Here is a 22,915-nt window from a genome sequence, read left to right on the forward strand (position 1 = left end):
AAGAGCCTATGTTCGGGGGAGTGTCAACGAGGATAGACGCGGTTCCGGCGGGTGTGATCGGGTGCGTCCCGCGCCGGTCGCGCCCCCTTTTTCCGCCGGTGTCCGGTTGGCCGGGTGGGCGAGCGACCATACAAACCCATCGCCGACCTCGGGTCGCATCCGGGAATCGTCCGCCCATGTCGAAAACCAGCCGCATCTTCGAGCTTCTGACGGTCCTGCGCGCCCGGCGGATGCCGGTCTCCGCCGCCGAGCTGGCGCGGGAGCTGGAGGTCTCGCCGCGCAGCGTCTACCGGGACATCGAGACGCTGCGCGCGATCGGTGCCCCGATCGACGGACAGGCCGGGATGGGCTTCGTCCTGCGGCCGGGGTTCTTTCTTCCGGAGTTCGCCTTCTCGGCCGACGAGCTTGATGCCCTGGTTCTGGGCCTGGGATGGGTGCAGCAGCGCGCCGACCCGGCGCTTGCGCGATGCAGCGAGAGCGCGCTGGCGAAGATCCTCGCCACGCGAGGCGACGGGGCGGCGCCGAGCGGCGCTCTGCCCGTGGTCGTCACGGCGGCCTCGGTTTCCGAGCGCCTGGACCCTCCGCAGGCCGCGCTGTTGCGCGAGGCGATCCGTCGGCAACGCAAGGTGGCGATTCGTTACGAGGACGCCTCGGGCGTGGCGTCGGAGCGTGTCGTATGGCCGATCGTCATCGTCTACTTCGACGACGTCCGCGTCCTCGCCGCCTGGTGCGAGCGACGATCGGCCTTCCGTCACTTCCGCATCGACCGGCTGCAGGTGCACCAAACTCTGGAGGACCGTTATCCCGGACGCCGTCAATCGATCATGCGGCGCTGGCAGGAGCAGGATCGCGACTGGCGTTCGATCCTGACAGTTTCTGACGCGCCGGCCCCCTATCGCCCGGCCGGCCCGCCCCCTTGAGGGGTCATGTCGGAGGAACAACAGATGGTCGCATTCTCGCCCGCCGCGTTCGACGCCTTTCTGCTGAACACGGACGATGCCCCGATCGTGATGCTGAACCTCATCCGGTTCCAGCCCGACGGCGGCCGAGAACGGTATCGGGAGTATCTTCGGATGGCGACGCCGATCCTGGCGAGGTTCGGCGCGCGGATCCTGTTCGGCGGCGATGGGCTACCGACCCTGACGCTCGGGTCCGGCAAGGACTGGGACGCCGTCGTTCTGGTGCGGTATCCTGATCGATCCGCGTTCGGCCGCATGGTCGCCGACCCGGACTACCAGGTCGCGTTCCAGGTCGGCGCATCGGCGATCGCCGACATCCATCTGCAACCGTTGCACGAGAACGACGCGGGCCGTTGACGAACTGGCCTTGGCTGTCCGGCTGGCTTCGCGGCGCAGGACGCCTGCATCAGGCGGACGAGCCGCCGAATTCGCCCGCCAACGCCGCGATGATCGAGCGAAGCCAGCGGTGGGCGGGGTCGTTACGATAGCGCACATGCCAACCGAGCTCGACCGGGAACGTGCCGAGGTCGACCGGGGCGGGCAGCACCCGCAGTCGCGGGTCGGCCAGGAGCCGACGGCACACGAGAAGCGGCAGCGTCGCGCAGTGGTCGGTTACCGCGACGATCTCCGGAACGGCCAGGAAGTGCGTGACCGAGACCGCGACCTCGCGCTTGAGGCCCCGCCGCTCCAGCGCCTGGAACAGGCCTGCCCGCATCCGGCCGGGCGGCAGGACGTTGACGTGCTGGAGGCTCTCGTAGAGGTCCGGCGTGAGCGCGTCGCCGATGCGCGGATGGTCGGCCCGCACGACGCAGGCCAGTCCGTCGTCCATCAGGTGCTGGACCACAAGATTGTCGGGCGGCTCGACGATCCGTCCCAGCACCATCGCCGTGTTTCCCGACACGGCGCCGGTCTCGCCGAGGTCGTTGCCAAACGGCACGAGGCGCAGCCGGAGGCCCGGCGCCACCGTGCCCAGCCTTTCCACGAGCTTCGGCATCAGCACGAACTCGACATAGCTGTTCGGTGCGATGGTCACGACCTGATCCGCGGTCGCGGGATCGAAGGCCTGCTGGCTGCGCACGGCGTCGTCGATCGCCGAGAGCGCGGAGGCGACCACCGGCAGGAGGTCCAGCGCCGCGGGCGTCGGGCGCATGCCGTAGCGCTCGCGAACGAACAAGGGGTCGCCGATCACGCCGCGCAGGCGGTTCAGCGCGTTCGAGAGCGCGGGCTGCGTCATGCCCAGACGCGTGGCCGCGCGGGTGACGTTGCGCTCCTCCATGAGGACCACGAAGACCGGGAAGAGGTTGAGGTCGTAGCGCATGGAGTCATGCTGTTAAACGAATATCTGGCATTGCAAAGATAAATTGGCCCAATGAGAGGCCAAGCGCAATGTTGGGACATCGGCGGCGCAGACGGACCGCCAAGTCACGGAGAACCGACATGAAGATCCTGATGGTCCTCACCTCGCACGACCGGTTGGGCGACACCGGCCGCAAGACCGGGTTCTGGCTCGAGGAGCTCGCGGCGCCCTACTACCGCTTCAAGGACGCGGGCGCTTCCATCACGCTGGCCTCGCCGGCCGGCGGCCAGCCGCCGCTCGACCCCAAGAGCAACGAGCCCGCCAACCAGACCGACGCCACGCGGCGCTTCGAGGCGGACCGGGACGCGAGCGCCCAGCTCGCCGCGACGCTCGCGCTTTCGACGGTGCGCCAGGCGGACTTCGACGCCGTGTTCTATCCCGGCGGTCATGGCCCGCTCTGGGACCTTGCGGAGGACCGGCACTCGATCAGCCTGATCGAGGCCTTCGTCGGCGCGGGCAAGCCGGTCGCCCTGGTCTGCCATGCGCCGGGCGTCCTGCGCCATGTCCGCACGCCAGCCGGACGCCCGCTCGTCGAGGGCCGCCGGGTGACGGGCTTTGCCAACAGCGAGGAGGAGGCGGTCGGGCTCACCGCGATCGTCCCGTTCCTGGTCGAGGACGAACTGATCGCCAAGGGCGGACGCTACGAGAAGGGACCGGACTGGGGCGAGTTCGTTCTCGCCGACGGCCTTCTGATCACCGGCCAGAATCCCGGCTCGTCATCGAAGGCCGCTCGGGACCTTCTGGATCAGCTGTTGGCCCGCACCGACCGCCCCGCCACGGCGGCTTGACGACCCGGACCCGCCTGGAACCGATTGCCCGGCCATGGAGGCCGGGCGGTCGGTCGCACTCTGCGCCCGGCGACCGCGTGCCACCCCGGCAACCGTTGTCGGCTCCCCATCCGGAGGCTCTCAGCGGCGGACCACCCCGTTTGTTTCGGCGACGATGTCCGCCAGCATGGGCACGAAGCTGTCCCCTCGCCCCAACCCTTCCGCCAGGGCGTAGCTGTTCTTGACCGCGCTGGAGACATGGGTCGCGATGCCGTACGCGTTGGCCAGGTCCACGAGGTAGCGCGTGTCCTTGTGCGCGTTGCGCAGCGTGAACAGGTGCGCGTTCGCGTCCCCGCCCACGACGTACTGCATGAAGGTCTGGTAGAAGGGGCAGTCCATGCGACCGCCGCCGATCACCTCGTGAAAGGTCTCGGCCGACACGCCGCTTTTCGCGCCGATCGCCAGCGCCTCGGCATAAAGGGCGCCGTATCCGAGCGACAGGAAGTTGTTCAGGAGCTTCATCGTGTGGCCGGAACCCGTCGGTCCGGTATGGAGGATGCGGCCGGCGAAGGTCTCGATCAGCGGGCGCAGCGTCTCGAGATCGGCCGGCTCGGCTCCCACCATGCAGTCCACCGTGCCGGCCCAGGCTTCCTTGGGCGTGCGGCTGAGGGGAGCGTCGATGAACGTCGCGCCCCGCGCCTTGGCCAGCTCCGCCAGACGGCGTGTCGAGACCGGCTGGCTGGTGGAGCTGTCCAGGATGACCAGGCCCGGCCGGGCATGGGCGAGGAGCCCATTCTCGCCGGCGACGACCTCCTCGACCTGCGGCGAGCCCGGCAGGCACAGGCAGACGACGTCGCAGCTCTCCGACAGCTCCAGCGGCGATCCCACCTCCACCGCACCGCGCCGGACCATGTCCTCGGCCGCCTCGCGCCGCCGGTTGGCGAGAAAGCGCAAGGGGTAGCCCGCCTCGCGGATGTTCTTGGCCAGCCCGTGGCCCATGTAGCCCAGACCGATGAAGCCGATCGTCTGGTCTCGCTCGCGCGGCTCGGTTGCCATGGTGTTCTTTCCTGCGATTGGGCCGGTTCGACCGGCCTATTCCTTCACCGCGCCGGTCATCGACGAGACGTAGTAGTCCACGAAGAACGAGTAGAGGATCACCACCGGCAGAGAGCCGAGCAGCGCGCCCGCCATGAGCGATCCCCACTCGTAGACGTCGCCGCGCACGAGTTCGGTGAGCACACCGACCGGCAGGGTCTTGTTCTCGGAGCTCTGGATGAAGGTCAGCGCGTAGATGAACTCGTTCCAGGCCAGCGTGAAGGCGAAGATTCCGGCCGAGATCAGCCCCGGCACGGCAAGCGGCAGGATCACGCGCGTCAGGATCTGCCAGCGCGAGGCGCCGTCCACGAGCGCCGACTCCTCCAGCTCGAACGGGATCGAGCGGAAGTAGCCCATGAGAAGCCAGGTGCAGAACGGGATCAGGAAGGTCGGATAGGTCAGGATCAGCGCCAGGCGCGAGTCGAAGATGCCGACCTGGAACACGATGAAGGCGAGCGGGATGAAGAGGATCGAGGGCGGGATCAGGTAGGCCAGAAACACCAGGAGCCCGGTCACCCGCGCGCCCGTGAAGCGCACGCGCTCGATCGCATAGGCGGCGAACACCGAGGCGGCGAGCGCGATCACGGTCGAGCAGACCGATACGATCACCGTGTTCCAGAGCCAGTTCGGGTAGCTCGTCTCGAACAGGAGATAGCGGATGTGGTCCAGCGTCGGCCCGACCACCCAGAAGGGCGAGTGCGCGGCGTAGTTGGTGAGCTGGTCGTTCGGCTTCACCGCCGTGATCGCCATCCAGTAGAACGGGAACAGCAGCACGAAGACGAAGCAGGCGAGCGGCAGGTAGATCACAAGGATCCGCCGGGCGGTGGTGTCGTGGTGGCTCATGCCCACCACGTCGTCGGTGAGCTGGCCGCCGGTGGGCTCGGTCGCTTGAACGGTCATCGGGTCTCTCCTCAGTCGCCGCCGCCCTGCTGCCATTTGCGGCGCTGCAGACCGAAGAACGAGAACAGGATGGCGGCGAGCAGGAAGGGCACCATGGCGACGGCGATCGCCGCGCCCTCGCCGAGCGCGCCGCCCGGAATGCCGCGCTGGAACGACAGCGTCGCCATGAGATGCGTGGCGTTCACCGGCCCGCCCTTGGTCAGCACGTAGATCAGCTGGAAGTCGGTGAAGGTGAAGAGAACCGAGAAGGTCATCACCACGGCGATGATGGGGGTCAGGAGCGGCAGCGTGATGCGGCGGAAGCGCTGCCAAGAGGTCGCCCCGTCGAGAGCGGCGGCCTCGTGCAGCGAGGCGGGGATCGTCTGGAGGCCGGCCAGAAGCGAGATCGCCACGAAGGGAATGCCGCGCCACACGTTGGCGGCCATCACCGACAGGCGCGCGTTCCAGGGATCGCCGAGGAAGTTGATCGGCGCCGAGATGAGACCCGCCTGCATCAGGACCCACGAGATGATCGAGAACTGCGAGTCGTAGATCCACCAGAAGGCGAGCGCCGACAGGACGGTCGGCACCACCCAGGGCAGAAGGATGACCGCCCGGAAGAAGGTCTTGAAGGGCAGATGCTCGTTCAGGATGATCGCGAGCCAGAGGCCGAGCGCGAACTTCAGGACCGAGGCGAGCGCCGTGTAGAGAACGGTGTTGAAGACCGACAGCCAGAACACGCGGTCGTGCCAGAGATACTCGTAGTTCTCCAGCCCGATGAAGCGCCCGGCGCGTCCGATCGAGGCGTCCGTGAAGCCGAGCCACACGCCCAGTCCCAATGGATAGGTGAGGAACAGGAGCAGGAACAGCGCGGCCGGCGCCATGAACAGGAGCCCGAGCCCGTTGCGGCTCTGGCCGAGCCGCTCGAAGAAGCCGACCGAGCGCCGGCCGGGCGGGGATGCGGTGGAAACGGACATGAGCTCGCCCTTCGGCCGCTGGAAGCGTGTGCTGGAAGGCATGCCCGCCGCGATCCGATCGCGGCGGGCACGGACGGCGTCAGACGCGATAGTAGCGGTTGGCGCGGCGCTCGGCGTTGCGGATCGCGTCCTCGGGCGAGGACTGCCCGGTGACCGCCTCGGCGAACATGTCGACGAGGACGTAGTCCGCCATGGTGCCGGCGCTGGCCGCACCCAGCGGGCCGGCATAACCGTTCGGGCGAAGGCTCGCCGAGGCCTTGGCATAGGCCGCGTGGATCGGCTTCGATGTCCAGACCGGGTTGTTCTCGAAGGCGCGCAGCGGCTGGCAGCAATAGGCGCTGGCCCCTTGGATCCACGCGTTCATGTTTTCGGGGCGATACATGAACTCCAGATAGGCCTTGGCCGCTTCCGGATAGCGCGTGTGGCGGAAGATCGAGATCGTGGAGGTCTGGTGCAGCTCGACACTCTCGCCGACCGGGCCGATCGGCAGGTTGGTGGAGCGCATGTCGGCGGCCATCTCGGCCAGCGCCGGGTCCTTCAGGGCGGCGTAGTAGGCCGACACGCCGTTCGCCGTCAGCGAGACCTGCCCCGCCAGGAAGGCGCGGTTGTTGTTGACGTCCTGCCAGCTCTCGGTGCCCGGGATGAAGGTCTTGTAGAGCTCCATCGCGTAGTTGACGGCGGCCAGGGTCTCCGGGCTGTTGATCGTGACCGTGCCGTTCTCGTCCACCATCTTGCCGCCGTGGCTCCACAGCAGCCAGTGGGCGTAGTTGTTGCCGTCGCCCACCGCCTTGCCGTGCGGGAAGCCGGCCGGCGTGCCCTTGGCCTGCATGGCCTTGCACAGCTCCAGGAAACCGGCGGTGTCTTTGGGAAACTCGCTGAAGCCGGCGGCCTTCATGTGGCTGTCGCGATAGATCACCGCGTTGCCGATGGCGCAGATCGGCAGGGCGATGAAGCTGTCGCCGCGACGGGCATAGGATTCGAGACCCGGATACCAGCCGCCGTTCGCCTGCCCGATCGCGGTGCCGAGATCGGTCACGTCCACGAGCTTGTCGGGATACTGCTGGGGGTCGTCGAACCAGCTCATCACCATGTCCGGTCCCGAGCCGACATTGGCGGCGACCGCCGCCTTGGGGCGCACGTCCTCCCAGCTCTCCTTGTCGATGCGCACAGCCACGCCTGTCGCGTCCGTGAACTTCTTGGTGTTGGCGAGCCAGGCCTCTTCTTCCGCCGGCACGAAGGGCACCCAGCGCAGGAGGCGCAAGCTGGCCCCCTCTTCGGGCTTGTAGCTCGGCATGGCCGCGGCCGCCCCTTGCGCGAAGGCGCGACCGAAGCGTCCGGCGATCGCGGAAGCCGCAAGAAGACCGGCGGAGCCGGCGAGAAAGTCTCTGCGCTTGATCAAGGTGGTGTCCTCCCGAGACAGGTTGCGAGGCTTGGATCGTGATCGCGACGACCGCCTCGCCAGGCCGCCGCGTTGGCTGTCACGACGCGGTCAGAGACGCTGCCCCGAGGCGGCGTCGAAAAGATGCAGCGCGCGCGGGTTCACCGAGACGGCGATGCGCTCGCCGGGCCGCGAGGTGAGGCGTTCGCGAAACACGCAGGTGACCTCGGTCCGTCCCAGGCGTCCCAGCACCTGGCTTTCGAAGCCGGTCGGTTCGATCACCACGACCTCGATCTCGATCGGGCCGCCAAGCGTGATCGCCTCCGGACGGATGCCGCAGACGAGCTCGCGCCCCGCTTCGCCGCGATGCTCGGCACCCAGCGGAATGCGCGTGCCGTCATGGGCGACGAACGTCGTGCGGTCGGCCGGATCGAGTCGGCCGGGAATCATGCTCATGGCGGGCGAGCCGATGAAGCCGGCGACGAACAGGTTGGCCGGGCGGTCGTAGAGGTCGAGCGGCGCGCCGACCTGCTCGATCCGTCCGTCCTGCATCACCACGATCTTGTCGGCCATCGTCATCGCCTCGATCTGGTCGTGGGTGACGTAGACCGTGGTGGTGGTCAGGCGCTGGTGGAGATTCTTGATCTCCGTGCGCATCGACACGCGGAGTTTCGCATCGAGGTTCGACAGCGGCTCGTCGAACAGAAAGACCTGCGGATCGCGCACGATGGCCCGGCCCATGGCGACGCGCTGGCGCTGGCCGCCCGAGAGCTGGCGCGGAAAGCGGTCGAGAAGATGGGACAGGCCGAGGATCTCGGCGGCCGGCTTCACCTTCGCCTCGATCTCGGCCTTGCCGGCGTTCTTGAGGGTCAGCGAGAAGGCCATGTTGTCGGCCACGCTCATGTGCGGATAGAGCGCGTAGTTCTGGAACACCATGGCGATGTCCCGGTCTTTGGGCGGCAGGTCGTTGACGACCCGCTCGCCGATGCGGATCTCGCCGCCCGAGATATGCTCCAGCCCGGCCAGCATGCGCAGCAGCGTTGACTTCCCGCAGCCCGAGGGCCCGACCAGGATCACGAACTCGCCGTCACGGATATCGACGTTCACGCCCTTGATCACGGCATGCGAGCCGAAGCTCTTGCGCACGTCGATGAAATCCACCGAGGCCATGCGGCATCTCCTCCCAGTCTGTCATACGGACCGGCGGGCCTTCGCCTCGTCTCGGTCCCGGTCCGTTCGCGTCCGGCCTTATCCTCGGCCGACGAAGGGCATCTTGGTCGCCATCACCGTCATCGACAGCACGTTGGCCTCCAGCGGCAGCGAGGCCATGTGCACCACCGCCGCCCCGACATGGGCGGGGTCCATGACGGGCTCGGGCGCCGTGGTTCCGTCCGCCTGGAGCACGCCCTTCGACATGCTCGCGGTCATGTCGCTCGCCGCGTTGCCGATGTCGATCTGGCCGCAGGCGATGTCGAAGGCGCGACCGTCGAGCGCCGTGGACTTGGTGAGCCCGAGGATCGCGTGCTTGGTGGCGGTGTAGGGCGCCGAGTTCGGGCGGGGGGTCGTCGCCGAGATCGAGCCGTTGTTGATGATGCGCCCGCCCTGAGGGCGCTGACGCTTCATCAGGCGGAAGGCGCCCTGCGTGCACAGGAACGCGCCGGTGAGGTTGCTGGCGAGAACCTGCTGCCACTGCGCGAAGGTCAGGTCCTCGATCGGCACCGGGGGCGCGCCGGCCCCCGCGTTGTTCACGAGAAGATCGAGCCGGCCGTGGCGGCTCTCGATCGCGGCGAACAACGCCTCCACCGAGGCGGGATCGCCGACATCGGCGGTCATGCCTTCTGCCGATCCGCCGTTTGCGCGGATCGCCTCGGCGGCCTCCCGGAGGACGGCCTCGCGTCGACCGCAGATCACGACATGCCATCCGGCGCGGGCCAGGCCCTCGGCCATGGCCTTGCCGAGACCGGCACCGCCACCGGTCACGAGCGCGATGCGGGATTGGTTCCCGTCTCCCATCCGTTCTCCCCCACGGATCGCGGTGCCCCCTGCACCGGCGAAGCGAGCCGCTTCGTGCGGCCTTCACGTTCTTGTTGGGCGCTGGCGCGAAACCGGCCCGATACAAATTGGTAGTTGTATCAGACCAGTTCGTTTCCTCGCTGTCCAGCGTGCGCCGTCAACCCGATGCATCGCTCCCCATGGAACCGGTCTCGGCCAGATGGGCGCGGATGATGTCGTCGAAGCTGGCATCGGCTCGAAACCCGAGCGCGCGGGCGCGGGACGCTTCGACATCCGGCGCCCAGCCCGCGACGATGCCGCGAATCGTTTCGTCGGGCTCGCGCCGAATCAGCGCGCTCGCCTCGGGTCCGGCCACGCGCTCAAGCGCGGCGATCTCGTCGCCGACCGTCGCAGACAGACCGGGCAGGCTGATGTTGCGGCGCGGGCCCACGCTCGCGCCGTCGATCGCCGCGGCATGCAAGAAGAACTCCACCGCGGCCGAAGGACTGGCGAAGAAGTGACGAACGTCCTCGGAAACCGGCAGGACGGCCGGCTCGCCGCGCAGCGGCTCGCGCAGGATGTTGGAGAAGAAGCCCGACGCCGCCTTGTTGGGCCGGCCCGGCCGGATGCAGATCGTGGGCAGCCGCAGGCCGATGCCGTCCATGAAGCCGCGCCGCGTGTAGTCCGCCAGCAGGAGCTCGCCGATCGCCTTCTGCGTGCCGTAGCTCGTCAAGGGCGTCAGCGCGAAGTCGTCCGGAATGCTGGCGGGAAAGGGCGCGCCGAACACCGCGATCGACGAGGCGAAGACAACGCGCGGGACGTGGCCGGAGCGCGCGTTCTCCTCGCGGATCGCGTCGAACAGGGCGCGCGTGCCGTCGAGGTTGACGCGGTAGCCCTTGGCGAAGTCCGCTTCCGCCTCGCCCGACACGATCGCGGCTAGGTGAAACACGACGTCGGGCCGCCCCTTCGCGAAGGGCTCGGCCGCGCCCGGCTCGCCGATGTCGAGGACATGGGTCTCGCAGCGGTCATCCCAGCCGTCCGGAACGCTCGGCGGCACCGCGTCGGCGAGGATCAGGCGCTCCACGTCGCGCCCGTTCAGGCGGCCGTCCGCCGCGATGCGGCGCGCCAGGCGCGCGCCGATCATGCCGGCGGCTCCGATGATCACGATCTTCATGACTTCCCTCCTCCCATGCGCCTTTGGCGCTTATCGATCTGATGCGCCGGTCGCTTGCGCCGACTGGACGATGGCCTGGCGCGTGGTGCGATAGATGCGCTCCAGATGCGCATCCATGGCCTCGACCGCCCGGTCGCGGTCACGCCCCTCCAGCGCGGCGACGATACGCTCGTGATCGGCGATGCTGCGCTCGATCGCGCCGGGCTCGGCGACCGCCCGGCGGCGAAACTCCACCATGGTGCCGAACAGGTCGATCACGAAGTCGGCGAGCACGGCGTTGCCGCAGGCGCGGTAGATCGCGGTGTGGAACTCGCGGTCCGAGATCAGGAAGCGCACGGGATCGCCGATCGCGGCGCGCTGGGCCCGCACCGCCTCGCGCAGGAACAGAAGCGTCTCGTCCGTGATGCGCTCGGCGGCGTCGCCCACCACCGGGCGCTCCACCAGAAGCCGCGCCGCATGGACGTCGTCCAGGCCGTAGGGATCGCTGCCGCCGGCCTCGCGCGGCAGGCGGAACGGCGTTTGAAGCGCGTCCGACACGACGCGCGTGCGCGCGCCGTGCGCGATCCGCAGGAGGCCCTGCGCGCCCAGGATCGCGATGCCGGCACGCACCGACTCGCGGCTGACCTGCAGCGCGGCCGCCAGATGCCGCTCACTCGGCAGGTCGTCGCCCACCTTGAGGGTGCCGGAGGCGATCAGGAGCGCGATCTTGTCGGCCACCCCGTCGCGCACGTTGCGCCGCACCACCGCCTCGCGCAGCTCGGGCGCGTTCTCGAGGACGAACCGGGGCAGGGGATTGACCATAGGAGAACAACTGGTCCGATAACCGAACCAGCGGACCGTAGCGCCCGCGCTCCCGGCCGGTCAAGCGGATCCGCCGGTCGACCGGCCAACGGCCCGGTCTTGTTTGCCGGCGGGAAGCAGCCGACAGTCGCGGCCGCATCCAGCGGCGGGCGATCCGTCGCGAACGCTTGGAGAATGCCTTGAACACGATCGTCATCGCAGCCGACCGCTTGCGCCAGGGCCTGGAGGAGGCGCTCGGGCGCACCGGCGCCTCTGCGGAGTCGGTGGCAGCCGCCCGACGCGCGATGATGCATGCCTCGCTTCTGGGCGTCGACAGTCACGGGGCGCGGCTCGTCGCCCATTACTGCCAGGTGCTCGCCTCCGGTCGGGTCAACCCGACGCCGACGCTGTCGGTCCGACGGACCGGACCCTCCACGGCGATGGTGGACGGCGACAACGGGCTGGGACACCTCGTGGCCTATCGCGCCGTGGAGGTCGCGGTCGACCTCGCGCGGGAAAGCGGGATCGGCGCGGTCGGCGCCACGCGATCCTCGCACTTCGGGGCGGCCGGCGCCTACGCACGCGTGATCGCCGAAGCCGGTCTGGTCGGCTTCGCCACCACCAACTCGGACTCGGTGGTCGCCCTGTTCGGCGGCGCCACCCCGTTTCACGGAACCAACCCGCTCGCCTTCGCGGCCCCGGTCGGGGCGGGGCGCCCATGGCTCCTCGACATGGCGACGTCGTCGATCCCGCTGAACCGCGTCCTTCTGTATCGATCGCTCGGTTCCGACCTGCCGGAGGGCGTCGCGGCGGATGCGGCCGGCCAACCGACGCGCGAGGCCGAGGCGGCGACGATGCTGCTGCCGCTCGGCGGGCCCGGCTTCGGCTTCAAGGGCGCGGCGCTGGCGGGCGTCGCCACGCTCTTCGCGGCGCTCCTGACCGGCTCGACGCTGGACCCGGACTTCATTCCCATGGTGGGCACGGCGGACATGTCCACCCCGCGCGGCATGGGGCACTTCGTTCTGGCGCTGGATCCGGACCGCTTCGGTGGCCGGGACGCGTTCGCGGCCGGCATCGGCGCCTATCTCGCGATGCTGCGGGCCAGTCCCGCCGCCGACGGGTCCGCGCCGGTGCTGGCGCCGGGCGACCGGGAATGGGCGGTGGAAGCGGAGCGCTTGGCGAACGGCATCCCCCTGGACCCGGACACGGCGGCCTTTCTGGGCTTCGGCTGAGCGCCCCATAGCCGGCAAAGACGGACGCGGGGCGGCGATGCCCGGCCGGACAAGGCCGGTGCCCCACGATGCCCCATGCGTCGAGAACCGGATGCTCTTCAGATAGCGGCAACGCAGACCCGCACGGGATCATGGCGGGTCCGCGGTTTCGGTGGGCGTCTCCCGATCCTCGACGCGCTTGAACGGATTTCGGCGCTAGATGACGGCGCGCCGAACAACGGCTTTGCGATGGATGGGAAGGCGTTCGGATGGATCTGGGTGAAGCGGCGGCGCTGGCGGAACATCCCTCGATCGTGGTCGTGGGAGATCTCGTGGAGGGCTGGCCGCCGCACGGCTTCGACGACCGGACCCTGGCCGAGCGCGCAAACCAATGGCCGGAGCGGCTGTCGCGCGAGCCGTTCCGGCCCGACGACAGCGGCGAGGGAACGGGCGAACCGGTCCGCGTCGTGGGCGGCTATCTCGAGCGGTTGCCGCTCGCCTGCATCGCGGCCGGCCTCGTGCGGCACGGGGAGGTCTGGCACCACAGCCGCGCCGCCGACGCGCCGCCGCTGCGACGCGACGGTTCGGGTCTCGGACGCCGCGTGTTCCGGGTCGACGCGGAGGCGGCTCCCTTCGCCTCGCAGGACATGCTGCGCTTCATTCAGGCCGCGGGCGCACCGCACATTCTCGTGGTTCTGGGGCTGGGGGTCGACGAGCGGATCCTCGCCGCCTGCCGGAACAGCTTCAAGGTCTACAACTCGATCGACGCGCCGGCGCTGCGCGTCCCGCCCGAGGTCAGCCGCCACTTCGATCTCGTGCTCACCGGCGCGCCGTGGCAGTCCGACGAGGTCGAGCGGCGTCATCCGGGCCTGCGGACCGCGGTCATGCCGATCGGGCCGGAGTTCGCCGACGATGCGACCTTTCGTCCGTTGGGCGGCGAGAAGCCCTACGACGTCGTCTATGTCGCAGCCGCGCAACCCTACAAGCGCCACGACATCCTGTTCGACGCGCTCGCCAGCGCGCCGCGCCCTTTGAGAGCCTTATGCGTCATCGGCTACGGCGAGATGGGCGAGGACCTGCGCCGGCAGGCCGCCGAGCGCGAGCTGCACGTCGACTTCGTGGGGCCGCCGGGCGTCCCGTTCGCCGAGGTCAACCGGCTGATGAACCTGGCGAAAATCGGCGTCGTCTGCGGCGTGGACGACGGCGCGCCGGCGATCCTCACCGAGTACATGCTCGCCGGCCTGCCGGTTCTGGCCAACGAGCGGCTTGCCTGCGGCCTTCAGTTCATCACCGCGGAGACCGGCCGGACCGCTTCCGCCGAGCGCTTCGGATCCGCGATCATCGAGATGCTGGACGCGCTCCCCCGGTTTCGGCCCCGGGATGTCGCCATGGCGCACTGGACCTGGCCTCATACGGTTCGCCATTTTCAGTCGCTGCTACGGGAATTCAACGGCGACCGTCATCGCATCGCGCCGCGACATGTGCTCGGCTAGTCGGGTTGCGATGGTGTAAAGGGACGGGCATGACGCTGGAGTTTCCTGGAGCTGCCGGCGCCCCGGCGGCAAGGTTCGGCGATGCCCTGAAGGCGCCTCACGACGAGGCGCCGATCATCTGCTTCTCGCACCTGCGCTGGGATTTCGTGACCCAGCGGCCACAGCATCTGATGCGGCGCTTCGCGCGCGACCGGAAGGTGTTCTTCTTCGAGGAGTTCATCCCCTGCGATCACCCGCTGCCGTTTCTGGAGTTCCACCCCTTCGCGCAGGACGGCGTCATCGCCCTGCGGCCGCGCCTGCCGCACTGGTGGAGCGTCGAGGAGCGCGAGGCGGGACTGGCGCAGCTTCTGGCCATGCTCGTCGAGACCGCCACCACGGCGGCGCCGGTTCTGTGGTTCTACACGCCGATGATGTTCGCCTTTGCGGGCGAGGTGGACGCGGCGGCTGTGGTCTACGACTGCATGGACGAGCTCACCGGCTTCCGCTTTGCCGACCCGCGCCTCGTCGAGCTTGAAACCCGGCTGATCGCCCGGGCCGACGCGGTGTTCACCGGCGGGTGGAGCCTGTTCGAGGCCAAGCGCCACCGCCATGGCAACATCCACCCCTTCCCGTCCGCCGTGGACGGCGCTCATTTCGGCGCGGCCCGCGAGCCGGGGCTCGCCGTGCCCGCCGACCAGGCGGGCCTGCCGGGGCCGGTGCTCGGCTTCTACGGGGTGATCGACGAGCGCCTCGATCTCGATCTCCTGCGCGACGCCGCAGCGCTGCGGCCCGGCTGGAGCTTCGTCCTGCTCGGGCCGGTCGCCAAGATCGACCCGGCCGAGCTGCCGCGCGCCGCCAACATCCACTGGCTGGGCGCCAAGGGCTACGGCGAGCTTCCCGCCTATCTCGCGGGCTGGGACGTGGCGCTGATGCCCTTCGCGCTGAACGAGGCGACGCGTTTCATCAGCCCCACCAAGACCCCGGAATACCTCGCCGGCGGGCGACCGGTCGTGTCCACCGCGATCACCGACGTGGTGCGCCACTACGGCGCGCTGGACGGCGTGCGGATCGCGCGCGATGCGGCGGGCTTCGTGGAGGCCTGCGAGGCGGCGCTCGCGCTCGGGCGCACCGGCGCCTGGCTGCAACAGGCCGACGCCCTTCTCGCCGACATCTCCTGGGACACCACCCAGCACCGCATGGCCGCGATCCTCGGCGAGGCGGTGCTGGCGGCGCGCCTTGCGGCGACGCGGGCGGCCAACGACGAGGCCCCTTCGATGCCCGCGGTCGGCGGCGCGGCGCGGCGCGAGCGCTTCGATGCGCTCGTCGTGGGCGCGGGCTTCGCCGGTGCGGTTCTGGCCGAGCGGCTCGCGGCGGAGGCGGGGCAGCGCGTCCTCGTGATCGACCGCCGCGACCACGTCGCCGGCAACGCCTTCGACCACCACGACGCGGCGGGCGTCCTGGTTCACCGCTACGGCCCGCACATCTTCCACACCAACAGCCAGCGCGTCGTCGACTACCTCTCGCGCTTCACCGAATGGCGCCCCTACGAGCACCGCGTCGTGGCGAGCGTCGGCGCGCAGCTCCTGCCGATCCCGATCAACCGCACGACGCTGAACACCCTCTACGGCCTCGACCTCGCCAGCGACGCCGAGGCCGAGCGCTTCCTTGCGCAGCGCGCGGAGCCGGTGGCCGAGATCCGCACGGCGGAGGACGTCGTGGTTTCGGCGGTCGGGCGCGAACTCTACGAGACCTTCTTTCGCGGCTACACGCGCAAGCAGTGGGGCCTCGATCCCTCGCAGCTCGACCCGTCCGTCACGGCGCGCGTGCCCACGCGTACCAACACCGACGACCGCTATTTCCTGGACCGCTTCCAGGCCATGCCCGCGCAGGGCTACACCGCCCTGTTCGAGCGGATGCTGGCCCATCCGAACATCACCGTGCGGACCGGCATGGACTATCGCGCCGTCCGCGATCGGGTCGAGGTGCGCCACACCGTCTTCACCGGGCCGGTGGACGAGTTCTTCGACCACCGCTTCGGCCGGCTTCCCTATCGCAGCCTCGCCTTCCGGCACGAGACGCACGAGCGCTCCCAGTTCCAGCCCGTCGCGGTGGTGAACTATCCCGACGGCGCGGTGCCCCATACCCGGATCACCGAGTACAAGCACCTGACCGGGCAGCGGCACCCGAAGACCAGCATCTCCTACGAGATCCCGTCCGACGAGGGCGAGCCCTACTATCCGGTGCCGCGCGAGGAGAGCCGCGCGCTCTACCGGCGCTACGAGGCGCTGGCCAACGCGACGCCGGACGTCAGCTTCGTCGGTCGTCTGGCGACCTATCGCTACTACAACATGGACCAGGTGGTGGCCCAGGCGCTGACGACGTTCGACCGCATGGGACGTCGCCCGGCCCGGAGCGGCATCGCCACGTCCGGCGCGGCGGCCGGACCCGCGATTTGAGCCGCGCCGGCCGGACCCGACCCCGCCCTCGCCTGCTTCTTGCCACCGACAGCCTCGTGCCCTCGGGCGTGGGCGCGCACATGCTGACGCTGGCGCGGGCGCTCGCCGTGGACTGGGACGTGGCGATCGCCGCGGACCCGCGCGGTGGATTGGGGCGGCGCGCGCTGCGCGAGAACCTCGCCGCGATCGACATCGACGCCGACGACCCTTCCTCGATCGAGGCGGCGCTGCGTCGCTGGCGCCCCGACATCCTCCACGTCCATGCCGGCATCGGCTGGGAGGGGCACGAACTCGCCGCGACCGGCCGGGCGGCCGGCGTCGCCACGGTCCTGCGCACCGAGCATCTGCCCTTCGTTCTGACCGACCCTGCCCAGATCGCCGCCCATCGCCAGGCCGTGCGCGACCTCGACGCGCTGGTCTGCGTGTCGCGCACCGCCGCCGACAGCTTCGTTGCGGCAGGCATCGATCCGGCCCGGATCCACGCGATCGCGAACGGCGTCGATCCGAGCCCGCCGCTCCGCGAGCGCGCCGCCGTCCGGCACGACCTCGGCCTCCCATCGGACGCGACGGCGCTTCTCGTGGTCGCGCGGATGACCGAGCAGAAGGGTCACGGCGTTCTTCTGGATGCGCTGGCCGGCCTGCGCGAGCGGCATCCGGACCTCGTCTGCCTGCTGGCGGGCGACGGCCCTCTGCGCGCCACGCTCCAGGATCGGGCAGGCGCGATCGGCCTCGGCCGAACGGTGCGCTTCCTGGGCGAGCGCGACGACGTCGCGGACCTCATGGCGGCCGCCGACTGCCTGGTCCTGCCCTCGCTCTTCGAGGGGTTGCCGCTCGTGGTGCTGGAGGCGATGGCCGCCGGACTGCCGGTGGTCGCGACCCGCATCGGCGGCACGAGCGAGGCGGTCGAGGACAACGGCACCGGCTGGCTGGCGGAACCGGGCGATGCCGCCTCGCTGCGCGAGACGCTGGCCCTCGCCCTGGCGGACCGCGCGGAACTGGCTCGCGCCGGCCAGGCAGGACGGATCCGCTTCGAGACGACGTTTCGGGCAGCCGACATGGCGGCGGCGACCGCCGCGCTCTACGGCCGGCTCGCCCCCTTCCCCCAACGCGAAACACGGAACAGCAGCATGAAGACCATCCGGATCGGCTTTGTCGGCGCCGGCGGCATCGCCCACCGCCACCTCGGCATCTTGGAGGGTTTCGAGGACGTCGCGATCGTCGGCTTCGCGGATCCGGACCGGGGGCGCGCCGAGGACGCCGCGGCGCGCTTCGGCGCCCGAGCCTTCGACAGCGCCGCCGCCCTGATGGACAGCTGCGAGCTCGATGCCGTCTATATCTGCGTGCCGCCCTTCGCCCATGGCGGGCCCGAGCGCGAGGCGATCGCGCGGGGGCTGCCCTTCTTCGTGGAGAAGCCGGTCTCGCTCGACATCGCGACCGCCGAAGCGATCGCCGCCGAGGTGGCGCGCAAGAACCTCGTCACCGCCGTCGGCTACCATTGGCGCTATCTCGACACGGTGGACGAGGCGCGCGCGCTGCTCGCCGACAATCCGCCGCAGCTCCTGTCGGGCTACTGGCTGGACTCGACGCCGCCGCCGCAATGGTGGTGGCGCGAGGACCAGTCGGGCGGCCAGATGGTGGAGCAGGCGACGCATCTTCTCGACCTCGCCCGCTTTCTGGTGGGCGAGGTGAGCGAGGTCTACGGCCGCGCGGCGCACCGCGATCGCGAGGCCTTTCCCGGTCTCGACGTTCCGACCACCTCGACCGCCAGCCTGACGTTTGCGAACGGCGTCGTCGCCAACATCGCCTCGACCTGCCTTCTCGGCTGGAACCACCGCGTCGGCCTTCACATCTTCGCCGACCGGCTGGCGATCGAGCTGACGGACCGCGACATCATGGTGGACGTCGGACGCGGGCGGCCGATGCGCGGCGCCGACGGCGATCCGGTCTGGCGCGAGGATCGCGACTTCATCGACGCGGTCGCGGGCGGCGAGAACCGCATCCGCTGCCCCTACGCCGACGCGCTCGCGACGCACCGCCTCGCGCTGGCCGTGGTGCAGTCGGCGCGCACCGGCGAGGTCGTGCATCTCCAGCCCGACACCGCTCCGCGCGCGGCGCCCGCGCCGCTTCGCTTCCCGCCACGGCCGGAGCCGGGGCAGCTGCCGCCCGGCCATCGGCACGTGCGATCGCTCGGCATCGAGCGGCCGGGCGAGGCCTACCACTTCCAGTACGAGGAGGGACCTCCGGGCGAGGGACAGGTGCGCCTCGACACGCTGTATTCCGGCTTCTCGGCCGGCACCGAGCTGACCTTCTTCAAGAACACCAACCCTTATCTCCATTCGCGCTGGGACGGCGGGCGGGGCGTCTTCGTTCCGGGCGAGGCCGGGCAGCACTTTCCGGTGCCGTTCCTTGGATACATGGAGGTGGCGCGCGTCACGGAATCCCGCGCCCCCGGGTACAAGGCCGGCGAGATCGTCGCCTCGACCTATGCCCACAAGAGCGGCCACACGGCCGACCCGTTCCACGATCTTCTGGTGAAGCTGCCGGAGGGCGTCGATCCGATGCTCGGTATCTACGTCGCGCAGATGGGTCCGATCGCCGCCAACGGCATCCTCCATGCCGACGCGGAACTGGCGGGCGGCCATGTCGAACGGCTGGGGCAGGGGGTCGCCGGGCGTCCGGTGCTAGTCATCGGCGGCGGCGTGGTGGGTCTTCTGACGGCGCTGTTCGCCGCCCGGGCGGGGGCCGGCGAGGTGGTCGTCGCCGATCCCTCGCCCTTCCGGCGCGCGCGCATCGAGGCGCTCGGTTTTACGGCGATGGGCGAGGACCAGGCCTGGAACCACGCCAAGGCGAACTGGCACCACGGGGGCGGCGATCGGGGCGCGGACTTCGTGTTCCAGACGCGCGCGGACGCGCGCAGCCTCCACGCCGCGCTTCGCGCGCTTCGCCCGCAGGGCACCGTCATTGATCTCGCCTTCTACCAGGGCGGGGCGGAGCCGCTGCGCCTGGGCGAGGAGTTCCATCACAACGGACTGGCGATCCGCTGCGCGCAGATCAACCGGGTGCCGCGAGGTCTCGGCTTCGAATGGAACCGCCGGCGGCTTGCGGCCGAGACGATCGGGCTTCTCCAGGCACGCGGGCGCGACATCGCCGAGCACATGATCACCCACGTCGTGGACTTCGAGGACGCGCCGCGCTTCCTGCGTCATCTCGTGGACGAGCGGCCGGACTTCCTGCAGGTCGTGTTCAAGGTCCGCGACTGATGGCGAGCGAGGCCGGCCCGGAGCCCGTCCGCATCCTGTTCGTCTTCGCCTGGCTGGTGGTGGGCGGCGAGGAGACCGAGGTGCGCCATCTGGCGCACCATCTCGATCCCCGGCGCTATCGCATCGACGTCGTCGCGTGCTTTCGCAAGGAAGGCATGCCCGAGCAGACCCACCAGCAGCTGGAAGCCTTGGGCGTATCGGTCGACCGCACGCCCTACACGCTCTCCTTCGAGGACACGATTAGCTATCTCGCGGGCAAGCTCGCGGGCTACGACCTCGTGGTCTCCTGCCAGAACGTCGCCGACATCTACCCCGCGCTGGAGCGGCTGCACCTGCGCCCGCCCCTGATCGAGCACGGCGGGCTCGTGTCCGAAGCGCTCGGCGGCCCCAAGCACTTCACCAGCCGCTATGTCGGCGTCTGCCGCTCGATCCGGGATGCCGCCGCCTCGCGCATGCCGGGCCGCGAGACCTGCGCGCTGGAGATCCCGTCGACGGTCGACCTCGCGCCCTTCGATCCGGCCGCGCGCGAGCCCACGCGCCGGGCGCTGGGCCTCTCGCCCGAGACGCCGGTGATCGGCTGGCTCGGCCGGCTCGACCCCAAGAAGCGCGTCGAGGACTTCCTGGAGGCCGCCGCCCTCGTCCGACGCACGCGCCCCGACGCGCGCTTCCTGGTGATCGGCGGTCCCGACGCCTTTCTGCCCGATTACGCGCAGGCGCTCTACGAGCGCGCCCGCGCGCTCGGGCTCGGTGACGCCGTGCGCTTCCTCGGCGACCGGGCCGACGTGCCCGAGCTTTTGGCCGCGCTCGACGTCTTCGTCTGGCTGTCGCGCGGCGAGGGGATGCCGCATGTGATCGCGGAAGCGGGCGCGGCGCGCCTGGCCGTGATCGCCACCGCCGACAACGGTACGACCGAGCAGATCCAGGACGGCGTCAGCGGCGTCTTCGTGCCGCACGAGGACCCGCCCGCCGTCGCCCGGGCGATGCTGGCTCTGATCGACGACCCCGCACGCCGAAGGAACCTCGGTGCCGCGCTCCGGGCCAAGGTCGAGCGCGACTACGCCGTGCCGGTCGTGGTGGCGCAGTGGGAAGCGCTGATCGAGGAGGTTCTGCGCGAGACCCGGCCCGCGCCGCACCGGCCGCAGCTCTTCCGCTCGTTCCACCAGGGGGGCTTCGAATCCTCCTCGCACCGCCGCGTGCACGACCGGCGCCGCGTCGACATGATCGCGGCGAGCTACCACGACCGCTTCGCGCGCGAGGACTACGCCGCGCTCCAAGGCCACGGTATCCGCACCGTGCGCGACGGCCTGCGCTGGCACCTCATCGAGCCCGAGCCCGGCCGCTCTGATTGGAGCAGCCTCCAGGCGCAGCTCCGGGCGGCGAAGGAAACCGGCACGCAGGTCGTCTGGGACATCCTTCACTACGGCTGGCCGGACGATATCGACATCTGGCGCCCCGAATTCGTGGAGCGCTTCACGCGCTTTGCCGCGCAAGCCGCGCGCGTGATCGGGGCCGAGACCGAGGGCGTGCCCTTCTACGCCCCGGTCAACGAGATTTCCTTCTTTGCCTGGGGCGGGGGCGACGCCGGCTACCTCAACCCCTTCGCGCACGGACGCGCGCACGAGCTCAAGGTGCAGCTCTCGCGCGCCGCGATTTCAGCGATGGAGGCGATCTGGCGCATCGATCCGCGCGCGCGCTTCGTGCATGCCGATCCCGTCATCAACGTCATCACCGATCCCTCGCGCCCGCACGAGGCGGCCCATGCCGAGGGGCACCGGCAGGCGCAGTTCCAGGCCTGGGACATGCTGGCGGGCCGCGCTTGGCCGCAGATCGGCGGGCACGAGGCGCTGCTCGATATCGTCGGGGTCAACTACTACTTCAACAACCAGTGGATCCACGGCGGCCCGCCGATCGACATCGGCCATCCCCTCTACAAGCCGTTCCGCGACCTCCTGACGGAAACCTTCGCCCGCTACGGCCGTCCGATCTTCGTCGCCGAAACGGGCATCGAGGGCGACCGGCGCGCGGAGTGGCTCGCCTATGTCGAGGGCGAGGTGCGCGCCGCCATGCGCCGGGGCGTGCCGGTCGAGGGCCTGTGCCTCTACCCCGTTCTCGACCATCCCGGCTGGGACGACGAGCGCTATTGTCCGAACGGGCTGCTGCGCTTCTCGGCCGATGCTCGCGAACGGATCGCCGATCCCGCGCTCGCCGCCGAGCTGAAGCGTCAGCGCGCGATGGAGTTCGGGGCCTGACGGGCGCTGCCTCGCCGGTGTTTCGATCCTTTCTCCAGGCGGGTTTCGAGTGCGGCCGCCTGGAATGGCAGGGAAACTTCTGCCTTCTCACCGGTACGCACCACCTGCCCGAAGCGCGCATGGCGGCGCATTACGCCATCCTCCGGGCGCACGGAATCCGCACCGCGCGCGACGGCCTGCCGCCCTGGCTGCCGATCGAGCCGCGCCTCCGGGTCGCGCGCGAGGCGGACATGGAGGTGATCTGGGACCTCAACCACTACTGGCGCCATGCCGACCCCGAGGGTTACGCGCGGCGGGTGGCCGAGGCGGTTCTCGCGGTCGCGCCGGCCGAGACCTTCTGGTGCTGCTTCAACGAGACGAGCTTCCATCCGCGCATGGTGCCCGGCGAAAGCACCGCCTTCGTGGTCGAGCAGGCGCGCCGTATCCTCGCGATCCTTCGCGAGCGGCTGCCCCGCCTGCGTCTCGTCACCTCCGAGCCCGCGCACCGGCCGCACGAGATCGGCGCCCATGCCTTGGCCGACACGGCCGACGTCGTCGGCATCAACGTCTACCCGCACGACCTGCGGCGCAGCATCGCCCGCTCGCTGCGCGACGTTGCCGCGCGCTACGGCAAGCCGGTGATGATCGCCGAGACCGGCCTCCACAAGGGCCACCCCCGCCGCTGGCGCGGGATCGACGACAAGGGCGACTGGCTGCGCCACGTCCTCGCCGAGGTGGAGCGCTCGCGCGCGCCCGTCGCAGGCGTCTGCCTCTACCCGATCGTCGACTCGCCGGCCTGGAACGCGCCGCACCGGCACCGCTGGGACCACGGGCTCATCCACGCGGACCTGACGCTCGACCCGAGCCTGTCGGCCGCCCTTCTGGAGCGCCGGGCGGCGCCGTGACCGGGCGCGGGCGCCCATCCGCCCT

At 70.1% G+C, this 22,915-nt stretch carries 18 protein-coding genes; 9 read left to right on the forward strand and 9 right to left on the reverse strand.

The features are described from left to right. The first annotated feature begins 176 nt into the window (after positions 1-176). Entirely contained in the window at positions 177-920 is a 744-nt protein-coding gene (locus BLQ76_RS11120; RefSeq protein ID WP_090673081.1) for a helix-turn-helix transcriptional regulator, read from the forward strand. A 24-nt stretch (positions 921-944) separates the two neighbouring features. Further along, positions 945-1,316, forward strand: coding sequence for a DUF1330 domain-containing protein (locus tag BLQ76_RS11125; RefSeq protein ID WP_090673083.1), 372 nt, complete (start codon positions 945-947; stop codon positions 1,314-1,316). Positions 1,317-1,365: 49 nt separating this feature from the next. Here the strand turns inward: BLQ76_RS11125 and BLQ76_RS11130 are convergent, their stop codons facing one another. Further along, the gene (locus BLQ76_RS11130) at positions 1,366-2,277 is read right to left on the reverse strand and encodes a LysR family transcriptional regulator (RefSeq protein ID WP_090673085.1); all 912 of its coding nucleotides are present in this window, start codon (positions 2,275-2,277) and stop codon (positions 1,366-1,368) included. A gap of 119 nt (positions 2,278-2,396) precedes the next feature. Here BLQ76_RS11130 and BLQ76_RS11135 point away from each other — a divergent pair, with 119 nt between their 5' ends. Then, the gene (locus BLQ76_RS11135) at positions 2,397-3,104 is read left to right on the forward strand and encodes a type 1 glutamine amidotransferase domain-containing protein (protein ID WP_090673087.1); all 708 of its coding nucleotides are present in this window, start codon (positions 2,397-2,399) and stop codon (positions 3,102-3,104) included. 120 nt (positions 3,105-3,224) lie between these two features. On the opposite strand, the gene BLQ76_RS11140 is transcribed toward BLQ76_RS11135, so the two are convergent. From BLQ76_RS11140 to BLQ76_RS11175, 8 genes are all read right to left on the reverse strand, one after another. Then, positions 3,225-4,139, reverse strand: a complete 915-nt coding sequence (locus BLQ76_RS11140; protein ID WP_090673089.1) for an NAD(P)-dependent oxidoreductase — start codon at positions 4,137-4,139, stop codon at positions 3,225-3,227. A gap of 36 nt (positions 4,140-4,175) precedes the next feature. Continuing rightward, positions 4,176-5,078 (reverse strand): carbohydrate ABC transporter permease, encoded by a 903-nt coding sequence (locus tag BLQ76_RS11145; RefSeq protein ID WP_090673092.1) that lies wholly within the window; start codon positions 5,076-5,078, stop codon positions 4,176-4,178. A gap of 11 nt (positions 5,079-5,089) precedes the next feature. Continuing rightward, positions 5,090-5,941: a carbohydrate ABC transporter permease gene (locus BLQ76_RS11150; RefSeq protein WP_425285161.1), complete on the reverse strand. Its 852-nt coding sequence runs from the start codon at positions 5,939-5,941 to the stop codon at positions 5,090-5,092. A 172-nt stretch (positions 5,942-6,113) separates the two neighbouring features. After that, positions 6,114-7,433, reverse strand: a complete 1,320-nt coding sequence (locus BLQ76_RS11155; protein ID WP_244977929.1) for an ABC transporter substrate-binding protein — start codon at positions 7,431-7,433, stop codon at positions 6,114-6,116. A gap of 90 nt (positions 7,434-7,523) precedes the next feature. Next, positions 7,524-8,582, reverse strand: a complete 1,059-nt coding sequence (locus tag BLQ76_RS11160; RefSeq protein WP_090673094.1) for an ABC transporter ATP-binding protein — start codon at positions 8,580-8,582, stop codon at positions 7,524-7,526. Between the two features lie 78 nt (positions 8,583-8,660). Next, positions 8,661-9,425 carry an SDR family oxidoreductase gene (locus BLQ76_RS11165; RefSeq protein WP_090673096.1) on the reverse strand — a complete coding sequence of 255 codons (765 nt, stop codon included), beginning with the start codon at positions 9,423-9,425 and terminating at the stop codon, positions 8,661-8,663. A gap of 157 nt (positions 9,426-9,582) precedes the next feature. Further along, positions 9,583-10,578, reverse strand: a complete 996-nt coding sequence (gene denD / locus BLQ76_RS11170) for a D-erythronate dehydrogenase (protein WP_090673098.1) — start codon at positions 10,576-10,578, stop codon at positions 9,583-9,585. Between the two features lie 30 nt (positions 10,579-10,608). Then, a complete protein-coding gene (locus BLQ76_RS11175; protein WP_090673100.1) occupies positions 10,609-11,379 on the reverse strand; it encodes a FadR/GntR family transcriptional regulator in 771 nt (256 codons plus the stop codon). A gap of 179 nt (positions 11,380-11,558) precedes the next feature. On the opposite strand from BLQ76_RS11175, the gene BLQ76_RS11180 reads away from it, so the two are divergent. From BLQ76_RS11180 to BLQ76_RS11205, 6 genes are all read left to right on the forward strand, one after another. Beyond that, a complete protein-coding gene (locus BLQ76_RS11180) occupies positions 11,559-12,590 on the forward strand; it encodes an Ldh family oxidoreductase (protein ID WP_090673101.1) in 1,032 nt (343 codons plus the stop codon). Positions 12,591-12,838: 248 nt separating this feature from the next. Next, positions 12,839-14,062, forward strand: a complete 1,224-nt coding sequence (locus BLQ76_RS11185; protein WP_090673103.1) for a glycosyltransferase — start codon at positions 12,839-12,841, stop codon at positions 14,060-14,062. 170 nt (positions 14,063-14,232) lie between these two features. After that, entirely contained in the window at positions 14,233-16,497 is a 2,265-nt protein-coding gene (glf, locus tag BLQ76_RS11190) for a UDP-galactopyranose mutase (RefSeq protein WP_090673365.1), read from the forward strand. An 80-nt stretch (positions 16,498-16,577) separates the two neighbouring features. Further along, complete coding sequence (locus tag BLQ76_RS11195) at positions 16,578-19,757, forward strand: glycosyltransferase (RefSeq protein WP_090673105.1); 3,180 nt, start codon at positions 16,578-16,580, stop codon at positions 19,755-19,757. Then, the gene (locus tag BLQ76_RS11200) at positions 19,757-22,006 is read left to right on the forward strand and encodes a glycosyltransferase (protein WP_090673108.1); all 2,250 of its coding nucleotides are present in this window, start codon (positions 19,757-19,759) and stop codon (positions 22,004-22,006) included. The genes BLQ76_RS11195 and BLQ76_RS11200 overlap by 1 nt, the downstream gene beginning before the upstream one ends. A gap of 17 nt (positions 22,007-22,023) precedes the next feature. Then, on the forward strand, positions 22,024-22,890 hold the full coding sequence (locus BLQ76_RS11205; RefSeq protein WP_090673110.1) for a glycoside hydrolase family 26 protein: 867 nt from the start codon (positions 22,024-22,026) through the stop codon (positions 22,888-22,890). Positions 22,891-22,915: the final 25 nt, after the last annotated feature.

This window comes from Aureimonas jatrophae, from assembly GCF_900104035.1.
Lineage (GTDB): Bacteria > Pseudomonadota > Alphaproteobacteria > Rhizobiales > Rhizobiaceae > Aureimonas > Aureimonas jatrophae.